Raw genomic sequence first — 10,579 nt, 5'->3', positions numbered from 1 at the left:
ATTCGATGGTCAAGACAAATCCCAGAAGCTTGTGACCCAAGTACAGTAACAGTCAGATTACATCCTTCTGGACGTTGGCATATTTCAATTAGATTTGATGACCCAACGATTAAGCCATTACCCCCAACCGATAAAGCCATTGGAATTGACTTAGGAATTAGTAGCCTTGTGATTACCAGCGATGGAGACAAGGTATCTAATCCCAAGCATTTTAAAAAGCATTATCGGAGATTGCGAAAGGCCCAAAAAAGCCTTTCTAGAAAACAGAAAGGGTCAAAAAATCGGGAAAAAGCAAGAATCAAAGTAGCAAGGATTCACGCTCAAATCACCGATAGCAGAAAAGACCATTTACATAAGCTAACCACTCAATTAGTTCGGGAAAACCAAACGATTGTGGTTGAGAATTTAGCCGTCAAGAATATGGTCAAAAACCCGAAATTATCTCAGGCAATATCTGACGTTAGTTGGGGAGAAATTACCCGACAATTAGCCTATAAATGCCTTTGGTATGGGAGAAATTACATCGAAATAGATAGATGGTTTTCTAGCTCTAAAAGGTGTAGTAATTGTGGGTATATTGCTGAGAAAATGCCGTTAAATATTCGAGAATGGGACTGTCCAGACTGTGGGACTCACCATGACCGAGATATTAACGCCAGTAAAAACATTTTGGCCGCAGGGCTTGCGGTGTCAGTCTGTAGAGCGACCATAAGACCAGAACAGAGTAAATCTGTTAAGGCAAGTGCGAAAAATCCTTCGGGAAAGAAGCAGAAACCGTTCGGACTCCGGCGTGAGACTTCGGCGTGAGACTTCGGCGTGATCTCAGTCGAACGCTCAGTCGAACGCTCAGTCGAACGCTCAGTCGAACGCTGAGCTCACGGCCGAAGCCCACACCCCACACCCCACTTCCCAGATATTGCATGGGTAAGATGCAAAAAGAAAAAAAACTGCAGCCAAAAAGGTGAGATGGAATACACTAAAAGTATAAGGTTATCAATTTTGCTATTTTTCAAGTTGCATCCTAGGCAACAGAATTGCAATTATCCCTCTAGTTAGAAATTGGACGGTTTGCCCTGTGGTTTCATCACTTCCCAAGCCCAATAACTCTTTAACAACGGTTCCCCAGCGTTGTTCTGGTGCTTATGCCTTGATGGACAGTCTCAAACGTCATGGCGTTAAGCACATCTTCGGTTATCCCGGAGGTGCGATCCTGCCCATCTATGACGAACTCTACCGCTTTGAAGAGCGGGGAGAATTACAACATATTTTAGTGCGCCACGAACAAGCGGCCGCCCATGCCGCCGATGCCTACGCTAGGGCTACCGGCAAAGTCGGGGTCTGTTTCGGTACTTCCGGCCCCGGGGCGACCAATTTGGTGACAGGCATCGCTAACGCACACATGGACTCCATCCCGATGGTAATTATCACCGGTCAGGTCAGCCGGGCGGCCATCGGTTCCGATGCTTTCCAAGAAACCGATATTTATGGTATTACTCTCCCGATTGTTAAACATTCCTATGTGGCTAGAAATGCCCGGGAAGTAGCGAGAATCGTCGCTGAAGCCTTCCACATCGCCAGTACAGGACGACCGGGACCGGTTTTAGTCGATATTCCCAAAGATGTCGGTTTAGAACTATGCGATTATATCCCCGTCGAACCGGGAGATGTGAAACTAACCGGTTATCGTCCCACGGTTAAGGGTAATCGCCGTCAAATCGAGGCCGCTTTGCACCTCTTGGAAACCGCCGAAAAACCCTTACTTTACGTTGGCGGAGGTGCGATCGCGGCTAATGCCCACGCCCAAATTGCCGAGTTTGCCGAGCGTTTTCAGTTACCCGTTACCACCACGTTAATGGGGATCGGTGCTTTTGATGAACATCATCCCCTCTCGGTGGGAATGTTAGGAATGCACGGCACTGCCTACGCTAATTTTGCCGTGACCGGGTGTGATTTATTAATTGCCGTCGGCGCTCGTTTTGATGACCGAGTAACGGGGAAATTGGACGAATTCGCCTCAAAAGCTAAGGTAATTCATGTGGACATCGACCCGGCGGAAGTGGGCAAAAATCGCGCCCCTGACGTGCCGATTGTCGGGGATGTGCGGGTAGTTTTAGAACAAATACTCCAAAAAGCCAGAGAATTTGATTATCCCACTAATTCCGATCGCACCCAAGCTTGGTTAGCCCAGATCGAGCGCTGGCGCCAAGATTATCCCCTGCAAGTACCCCTACCGGAAGGCAGACTTTCTCCCCAAGAAGTAATCGTTGAGGTGGGCCGTCAGGCACCCCACGCCTACTATACCACCGATGTGGGCCAGCATCAGATGTGGGCGGCCCAATTCCTCAAAAATGGCCCCCGACGTTGGATTTCTAGCGCGGGATTGGGGACGATGGGTTTCGGTTTACCTGCTGCGATGGGGGTAAAGGTGGCTATTCCCGATGAGGAGGTCATCTGTATTAGTGGTGATTCCAGTTTCCAAATGAATCTACAGGAATTGGCCACCCTAACCCAATTTAATATTCATGCCAAGACGATTATTATTAATAATGGTTGGCAGGGTATGGTACGTCAATGGCAAGAAGCTTTCTATGGGGAACGTTATTCTAATTCCAATATGGAAGCGGGAATGCCAAATGTGGAACTGTTAGCCCAAGCTTACGGCATTAAAGGGATTACTATTCGCCATCGAGATGAATTAGCCGCAAAAATTGCCGAAATGTTGGCCCATGATGGTCCAGTTTTGGTCAATGCGATCGTGACTAAAGACGAAAATTGTTATCCCATGGTTGCCCCCGGCCAAAGTAATGCCCGTATGATTGGTTTACCGAAAATTGTCACCGGGGGTTGTGAAATGCACAATTGTCCCAGTTGTGGCGCGGTTAACAGTTGGAATAATAAATTCTGTCCTGAATGTGGGGCGAAATTGTAGCTGAAAATTGTTAATTAATTAACCAGCCTCCGTTAAGTATAACGGAGGTTTTTGGCTTTTTCTCTACTGTGTGAATATCATAAGTAGGTAGGCGTTAAAAATTATCAGAAACCCCCCTTATCAAGGGGGGCAGGGGGGATCGAACTTAAAATCCATTTTTAATTTAATCATAACCAGCTACTTAGAAATTTTCAAATAGAAGCAATGACAGCCCTAGAAAAAGCCTTAGAAAAAGGAGCGGAAAACTTGATCGCCACCGTGATTAAATTAGGCATATCTCAGTGACAACGGCAAGAGCCTGACATCAACCCTATGGACGACAATTAAGAATAACAACCTAAAATCTTTTCGCTAATTTTGCCATAGACTGCACCCTTTGCTTCTAAAATGGGCTATTGCGGCTAGATACCAGTATTGGTCTAGCATTTGCCCGTAGACTGAAAAAAGCACGTTATAAAGATTATGGCCAAAGTTCTGGTATCCGATTCGATCGATCCGGTAGGAGTAGAAATTCTGTCACAGGTTGCCCAAGTGGACGTGAAAACAGGACTATCCGCCGAGGAAATCATTCAAATTATCCCCGAATACGACGCACTGATGCTCCGTTCCAGTACCCGCGTCACCAAAGAAATCGTCGAAGCGGGCAGCAAACTGCAAATTATCGGCCGCGCAGGGGTAGGAGTCGATAATATCGATGTTCCTGCGGCCACTCGTCAGGGTATTATTGTCGTTAACTCTCCCGAAGGTAACATGATCGCCGCTGCCGAACACGCCTTGGCCATGATGTTATCCCTTTCCCGTCATATTCCCAATGCCAATCAGTCGGTAAAAGCGAATAAATGGGAAAGAAATCGCTTTATCGGCACAGAAGTTTATAAAAAGAACCTAGGAGTCGTCGGTTTAGGTAAAATTGGCTCCCATGTCGCCACCGTTGCTAGATCCCTAGGCATGAAAATTCTCGCCTACGATCCCTTTATTTCCAAAGAACGGGCCGATCAACTCGGTTGCACCCTGGTGGATCTAGAATTACTCTTTGCCGAGTCCGATTTTATCACTCTCCACGTCCCGAAAACTCCCGAAACCCAGCATCTCATCGGTCGGGAAACCATCGCTAAGATGAAACCCACGGTTCGCATCATTAACTGTTCCAGAGGCGGCATTATCGATGAGTTGGCTTTAATTGAAGCCCTCGAATCCGGTAGAATTGCTGGGGCAGCCTTGGATGTATTTGAACAGGAACCTTTAGGCGAATCTAGATTAAGAGAATTATCTAACGTCATCCTCACTCCCCACCTAGGTGCATCGACTACGGAAGCACAGGTGGGTGTAGCTGTTGATGTGGCCGAACAAATTCGCGATGTCCTCCTCGGTTTGCCAGCGCGTTCGGCCGTTAATATCCCCGGACTAACTCCCGATGTTATGGAAAAACTGCGCCCTTACCTGCAATTAGCGGAAACTATGGGTAATCTTGTCAGTCAGTTGGCAGGAGGTCGCTGTGACTCGTTAAATGTCCGTTTACAGGGAGAATTGGCCACTAAAGACAGTCAACCTCTGGTGGTAGCGGCAATTAAGGGCTTACTTTCCCAAGCCCTCCGGGAACGGGTAAACTATGTTAATGCGGCGATCGAAGCTAAGGAACGCGGTATCCGGGTAATCGAAACCCGGGATGCTTCCACCCGCGACTATTCGGGATCGATTCATTTGGAAGCTAATGGTTCCATGGGGACTCATTCCGTCACCGGAGCGCTGTTAAGTACGGGAGAAATCCGCATTACTGACCTCGATGAGTTCCCCATTAACGTGCCACCGAGTAATCATATGTTATTCACCCTTCACCAAGATATGCCCGGTATTATCGGCAAAATTGGCGCACTTTTAGGCAGTTTTAATGTCAATATCGCCAGTATGCAGGTAGGACGCAAAATTATTCGCGGTGATGCAGTTATGGCCCTGAGTCTCGATGATCCTCTACCGGAAGGTCTTCTCTCGGAAATTACTAAAGTCCCCGGTATCCGCGATGCTTACACAGTAAAACTCTAGATTAAATCAGTTATCAGTAAACAGTCAACAGTAATCAGTGAAAGGAAAGCTCTGCACTTGCCACTTAATACTGTTGACTGAAAACCCAAATCTGATAACTGATAACAAGGGACGAATCTCAGACCTAATTGGTTAAGCTAAAAGCTTTGATGTGCTTAGTTTCTAACCTTCTTTTTAGGTAGGAGAATTGTCAGATTCTGTCTTTTGCCTCTTGCCTGTTGCCTCTTGCCTTCAGAAGCCGATAACTGATATATGTCTAATAGTTGGTGGGAAATTACGGTTTTATGCGAACCTAGTCTCGAAGAAACGGTTTTCTGGAGACTGGAAGATTTTGGCTGTTCGGGAACGGCCACTGCTAAAAAACAATCCTCTTTAGAGGTTAAGGCCTATATACCAGAAATTAAAGCGCAATTGCCCGATTTAGAGGCACTAAGCCTCTGGTTAAAGCAGGATGCTTTGATTTTAGGTTTTTCTGAACCTGTCAGCCATTGGCAGTTAATGGACGAGGAAGACTGGGCCAGCAGTTGGAAACAACATTGGCAAATTAGCGAGATCGGCGATCGCTTTTTGATCTGTCCCGCTTGGTTAAATCCCCCGGAAAATAACCAGAGATTGGTGATTAAAATTGACCCCGGTTCCGCTTTCGGCACGGGAACCCACCCCACCACCCAATTATGTCTAGAATCCCTAGAAATGCTTTTAAGTAGCAATCCAGAGAATAAAATTATCGCCGATATCGGTTGTGGTTCCGGCATACTGGCGATCGGGGCGATTTTATTGGGGGCTAAAAAAGTTTATGCTGTCGATATAGATCCCCTGGCGGTGAATGCGACGTATAGTAATCGCCATCTCAACGGGATTAACCCCGAAAATTTAGCTGTTAATCAGGGTAGTGTCGAGGAGTTATTAGAATTAATTCCCGATGGTGTTGATGGCATCGTTTGTAATATTTTAGCCGAGACAATTATCGCTTTAATGCCAGAAATCACCCGTCTGGCAAAACCCACCACCTGGGGAATTTTAAGCGGCATTCTTGTCACCCAAGCACAAGCAGTTACAGATATTTTAGAACGCCACGGCTGGACAGTGGCTGCCCTGTGGAAACGTCAAGAATGGTGCTGTCTTCAAATTCGCCGCGCTGTGGATTAATATAGCTGTCAGCCTGGAATCAGTTATCAGTTATCAGTTATCAGTTATCAGTGAGCAGTTATCAGATTTGAGTTTTCAGTGAGCAGTATCAAGTGAGGAGTATTAAATGGCATTAACAGTGCTGTCTTGTCACTTCACTGATTACTAAGTAGGTAGGCGTTAAAAATTATCAGATGCCCCCCTTATTAAGGGGGGATTAAGGGGGGATCCCCCCGCCTATCGGCACCCCCCTTATCAAGGGGGATCCCCCCGCCTATCGGCACCCCCCTTATCAAGGGGGATCCCCCCGCCTATCGGCACCCCCCTTATCAAGGGGGGCAGGGGGGATCGAACCTAAAATCCATTTTTAATTTAATTATAACCAGCTACTTATTTACTATTTACTATTTACTGAAAAAAGCATCCATGACTCAAGATAGTTTTCGCATCAGTTTTGCTCCTTTATCTTTGCAGGAAGTATATCAATTAGCCGATGATGGGGCTAATGGGGCTATTGTACTAATGAGTGGCACTGTACGGGAGCAAACCGACGGTAAACCGGTTATTTATCTTGATTATCAGGCCTACGAACCCATGGCGATGGAGGTTTTCCGGCAAATTGCTCGGCAAATTCGGCAAACCTGGCCCGACACCAATCGAGTTGTCATTCACCATCGCACTGGTAAGCTCAAAATCGGTGAAATTAGCGTCTTAGTAGCGGTGGGTTGTCCCCATCGAGGGGAAGCTTTCGCAGCCTGTCGTTATGCTATTGATACTCTCAAGCATAATGCCCCCATCTGGAAAAAAGAATACTGGTCTGATGGTTCTAGTCAATGGGTTAGTATTGGGGCCTGTGAAACGGAGTGTTAGGTCTAATAACGTAAAATCAAGGCAATTTTTTGGTAATCGTTCAAGGAATCCTCCTCGACTAAAGCTACACGTCCTCCCTTGGCCAATACCACTTCGATAATTTCATCCACTGCGTCATCGATTACCTCCGTACCACCGACGTTTTCCACCAGTATCAAGTCACCATTTTCGCTTAAAACTGCGGGTACATGGTAATTTTTCTCCACTAATAACAATTTTCCTCGACCTTCCTGCGCTAAACGCCACACTTCTCCCAGGGTAGAGATAACTTTTTGAGCGCTGACTGCCGCATCCAAAGCTTGCAGAGCTTCAGTTTTTTGATTCTGACGCACTGAATGCATAATCGGCAATACTTGCGGAATTAATTCTGGCAGTGAGGTTTTGTCAAAATTGCCGGTTAAAGTGCCAACAATTGCTGATGTGTACTGTGAAACTTCTTGAAAGAAGGAAATTTGACGAACCACTCCACCCACAATCAAAGGGGAAGAATCATCAATGTCAATGTATTCACCCAGAGCATTATCTACCTGCTGGAAAAATCGCCGGATTCTATCATCTAGATAACTGGTATCGGCATCAAAGGGCAGTGGTGCGGTGGCCCCCGGTCCAGTCATTTCTAGGGGAAAATTCTGATCGCGAATTTCTTCGAGAGTTTCTCCTGTAGCTGAGATTAAACGAGTAGAACCCTGACTTAATAGTAACAGCCAATAGGGTTGTTCTCGATGTAATCCATAAACTAAATCCCGTGTAGCAAAGGTTTTATCGATGACAACCCTTGCCTGGACAGAAAAAGGCAGGTTATAAAGCTTGGCAATATCCGGACCAATATAGAGAGCTAACCCATCTAGAGTATAAGGATAATCTATTTCAGCTACTAGACTATCGAGGCGCTCGAACAAAGGTTCGATTTCACGTTTAGAGAATTCTTCCGATAATCGGCGCTTTGCTTCATCGACCAAATTTTTAACGAGAATAGGGTCTTGTTTGTTATCCGGTGAGGTGCGATGGGTAGGTAAGAGAATGGAAAGGGCGGGTATTTGAGTTAGGGATTGTAGTTTCTTAAGTTCTTGACGAGTAATCATTGATTTTAGCTTGATTGATAGGGTTAAGGAGCTAAAAATACTGGCTTTATCCAGATTTTCTCGATTTATTCAGTATTCCAGCTAACATTTTAGGGAAAAAATGTAATTATATCTAGAAAATTAAGAAATTATACTGAATTGCTTTGGCAGAGATTGAGGGAATTTTTAACCGGAAAACTAGGAATATTATTGATTTATCGATCGCCCACCATCAGGACAGAAAATGTTCAGGATGGGTAAATAACCCATCCTCGGAATAATTAGGCCGCTATGGCAGTTTTTTCCGCTGTTAATGCCTCTTGGCGTTGAAATTCGGCTAATTGTGCCATAATTTCATCCCGAACAATCTGACGGTATTCCAGGAAATGCTCGTTGTGGGCGCAGACAGTGATATAGTGTTCGGCATTGGCGGGATTATGGCGCAAAATACCGAATAAATTCTGCCAGAATTTCCAGCGAGTGGAACGTTTAAAGCCCTGTCGCCAGATAATTACCGCTAGGGCATAGAGATCGGCCCGACGAGGCAGTTTAAAGGCTGGTTTAGCTTTAGGTGCGCCTAATTTCAGGAAACAGCGATAGGTGCGATCGAGAAATACCTCTGGATCGTACAATGTCCAGAAGGCTTCAATATATTCTGTGGCAATATCTTCGATCGGCCGGGTGGGAACGAAATTCATCAGGGTACTTTGGTTAATGTCCTGTTTCCCCGTTAATCGTAGTCGTCCTTCTTTTTCCAAGCGAGTCCATAGGGCGGTATTCGGTAAAGCTTGTAACATTCCAAATAGAGCCGTGGGAATGGCCGCTTCTTCGACAAAATTAATAATGCGATCAGCCGCACCTTTTTTCTCGCCATCAAAACCGATGATAAATCCCGCCATAGGGCGCAATCCAGCTTTAATAATCTTTTCTACCGTCTCGGTTAACGAACTACGGGTATTTTGGAATTTTTTGGTTAATTGTAAACTTTCTTCGTCGGGGGTTTCAATCCCTAAAAAGACCGCGTCAAAATAACAATCGACCATCATTTCCATTAATTCGGGATCGGCGGCTAAATCCACCGACGCTTCCGTGTTAAACCGGAAAGGGTACTGGTGTTCTTCTTGCCAAACTTTTAATTCTTTGAGGAGTAATTTAACGTTGCGCTTGTTGCCGATAAAATTATCATCTACCATGAACACGCCCCGGCGCCAACCTAACTCGTAGAGATAATCTAATTCTTTTAATAATTGTGCGGGGGTTTTGGTGCGGGGTTTACGACCGTAGAGAACGATAATATCGCAAAATTCGCACTGGAAGGGACATCCCCGCGAAAACTGCACCGACATGGAATCATAAGCTTCAAAATCGAGCAGATCGTAGCGGGGGATCGGGGTAATTGTCACATCGGGTTTTTCTGTGGTGCGGAAAACACCTTTAGTTTCTCCTTTTGCCAATGCTTCCACAAACATCGGGATGGTGATTTCTCCCTCATCGAGAATCAGAAAATCGGCCTCAGCAACTTCGTGGGGGATAGAAGTGGGATAGGGACCCCCCACGGCCACCAGTTTACCCCGTTGTTTGGCTTCGTGAATTTGCTCGATTAAATCTTGACGTTGGACGATCATACCCGAAAGAATGACTATTTCGGCCCAGTCCCATTCTGCTTCTGTCACTGCCCGAATATTGCGATCGACCAGTTTAAATTCCCATTCCTGGGGTAGAATCGCCGCCACCGTCACCATACCCAGGGGAGGAAGTAAGACTTTGCGATCGACTAATTCCAGAATTTTGTTATAAGACCAGAAAGTCGGCGGAAAAACGGGATAAATCAGTAAGGCACGCATATTCACTCCTCGCTCGACGGCGATCGATTCTTGACCTTTCGCTTGATTGTAATCTTTTTCGGTCAGGGATGGGAAAACCGTTATTTAGTCCGAGAACTAGGATCAGGCTTGATTTTCGGCCGCCATTGCCCACCCTTGACCCTACCCCCATAAAAGTTTATGGCCAACATCAATAAAATTTATGTAAAGAAATGTTGCATAGTCTGGAAAGTTATGTTACATTAAATATCAAGCACTTGACTTAAACGCAATTTTCTTATAGGAAGGCAATTCACCATGGATAAGCAAGAAAACAAACTCGGTTTCACCGCTTTCGCTGAAAACTGGAATGGTCGTTTAGCCATGCTCGGTTTCGTTATTGGCGTAGCTACGGAATACTTAACCCACAAAGGCATCCTTGCTCAGTTAGGCTTAATGTAATTTCGGCCTCGACTGCTGTGCATCTACAATCATCTTGAATAAATCCTTAAAAAAAGGGGAAGAGCATAGCTCTTTCCCTTTTTAAGTGGGAGGTTGGAGAGATTTTTCAGTGATCAGTCAACAATAATCACTCATGGTGAAGCTAAGAGGTTTTAGATACCAGATGATAGAGTTGATTAAAACTCAGTTTTTGGGAGTTTTCAAAGAAATATTGGCGATAATGGTAGTTAGCTAGATTGAACAAATTTTTTGACAAGAAGGCATAATGGTCGATTTCTGACCATAAG

The 10,579-nt window shown here is 45.4% G+C and carries 8 protein-coding genes; 6 read left to right on the top strand and 2 right to left on the bottom strand.

Annotation, left to right across the window (positions count from 1 at the left end):
- From O9323_RS05150 to O9323_RS05130, 5 genes are all read left to right on the top strand, one after another.
- The coding region (locus O9323_RS05150; RefSeq protein ID WP_288124775.1) for an RNA-guided endonuclease InsQ/TnpB family protein at nt 1–807 on the top strand (807 nt) is incomplete at its 5' end.
- 268 nt (nt 808–1,075) lie between these two features.
- Nucleotides 1,076–2,929, top strand: a complete 1,854-nt coding sequence (gene ilvB, locus O9323_RS05145) for a biosynthetic-type acetolactate synthase large subunit (protein ID WP_002752240.1) — start codon at nt 1,076–1,078, stop codon at nt 2,927–2,929.
- A 462-nt stretch (nt 2,930–3,391) separates the two neighbouring features.
- Nucleotides 3,392–4,969, top strand: coding sequence for a phosphoglycerate dehydrogenase (serA, locus tag O9323_RS05140; protein WP_288124774.1), 1,578 nt, complete (start codon nt 3,392–3,394; stop codon nt 4,967–4,969).
- A 252-nt stretch (nt 4,970–5,221) separates the two neighbouring features.
- Nucleotides 5,222–6,118, top strand: coding sequence for a 50S ribosomal protein L11 methyltransferase (prmA, locus tag O9323_RS05135; protein WP_024969322.1), 897 nt, complete (start codon nt 5,222–5,224; stop codon nt 6,116–6,118).
- Between the two features lie 405 nt (nt 6,119–6,523).
- Nucleotides 6,524–6,967 (top strand): molybdenum cofactor biosynthesis protein MoaE, encoded by a 444-nt coding sequence (locus O9323_RS05130; RefSeq protein ID WP_002746835.1) that lies wholly within the window; start codon nt 6,524–6,526, stop codon nt 6,965–6,967.
- A 2-nt stretch (nt 6,968–6,969) separates the two neighbouring features.
- Here O9323_RS05130 and O9323_RS05125 read toward each other — a convergent pair whose 3' ends face one another.
- Complete coding sequence (locus tag O9323_RS05125) at nt 6,970–8,049, bottom strand: AOC03_06830 family ribosome hibernation factor (RefSeq protein ID WP_024969023.1); 1,080 nt, start codon at nt 8,047–8,049, stop codon at nt 6,970–6,972.
- A gap of 260 nt (nt 8,050–8,309) precedes the next feature.
- Entirely contained in the window at nt 8,310–9,872 is a 1,563-nt protein-coding gene (locus O9323_RS05120) for a B12-binding domain-containing radical SAM protein (protein WP_061430542.1), read from the bottom strand.
- 258 nt (nt 9,873–10,130) lie between these two features.
- Here O9323_RS05120 and O9323_RS05115 point away from each other — a divergent pair, with 258 nt between their 5' ends.
- Nucleotides 10,131–10,292 (top strand): CAB/ELIP/HLIP family chlorophyll-binding protein, encoded by a 162-nt coding sequence (locus tag O9323_RS05115; protein WP_487353236.1) that lies wholly within the window; start codon nt 10,131–10,133, stop codon nt 10,290–10,292.
- Nucleotides 10,293–10,579 lie beyond the last annotated feature (287 nt).

The organism is Microcystis sp. LE19-131.1A, from assembly GCF_027532015.1.
Lineage (GTDB): Bacteria > Cyanobacteriota > Cyanobacteriia > Cyanobacteriales > Microcystaceae > Microcystis > Microcystis ichthyoblabe_A.
Note: the sequence above shows the minus strand (reverse complement) of the source record. Positions and strands in the feature narration are given on the sequence as shown.

Bases quoted from the DNA above. Each gene is read 5' to 3' on its own strand.
- serA (WP_288124774.1), top strand. From the start codon at position 3,392: ATGGCCAAAGTTCTGGTATCCGATTCGATCGATCCGGTAGGAGTAGAA.
- prmA (WP_024969322.1), top strand. From the start codon at position 5,222: ATGTCTAATAGTTGGTGGGAAATTACGGTTTTATGCGAACCTAGTCTC.
- O9323_RS05130 (WP_002746835.1), top strand. From the start codon at position 6,524: ATGACTCAAGATAGTTTTCGCATCAGTTTTGCTCCTTTATCTTTGCAG.
- O9323_RS05125 (WP_024969023.1), bottom strand. From the start codon at position 8,049: ATGATTACTCGTCAAGAACTTAAGAAACTACAATCCCTAACTCAAATA.
- O9323_RS05120 (WP_061430542.1), bottom strand. From the start codon at position 9,872: ATGCGTGCCTTACTGATTTATCCCGTTTTTCCGCCGACTTTCTGGTCT.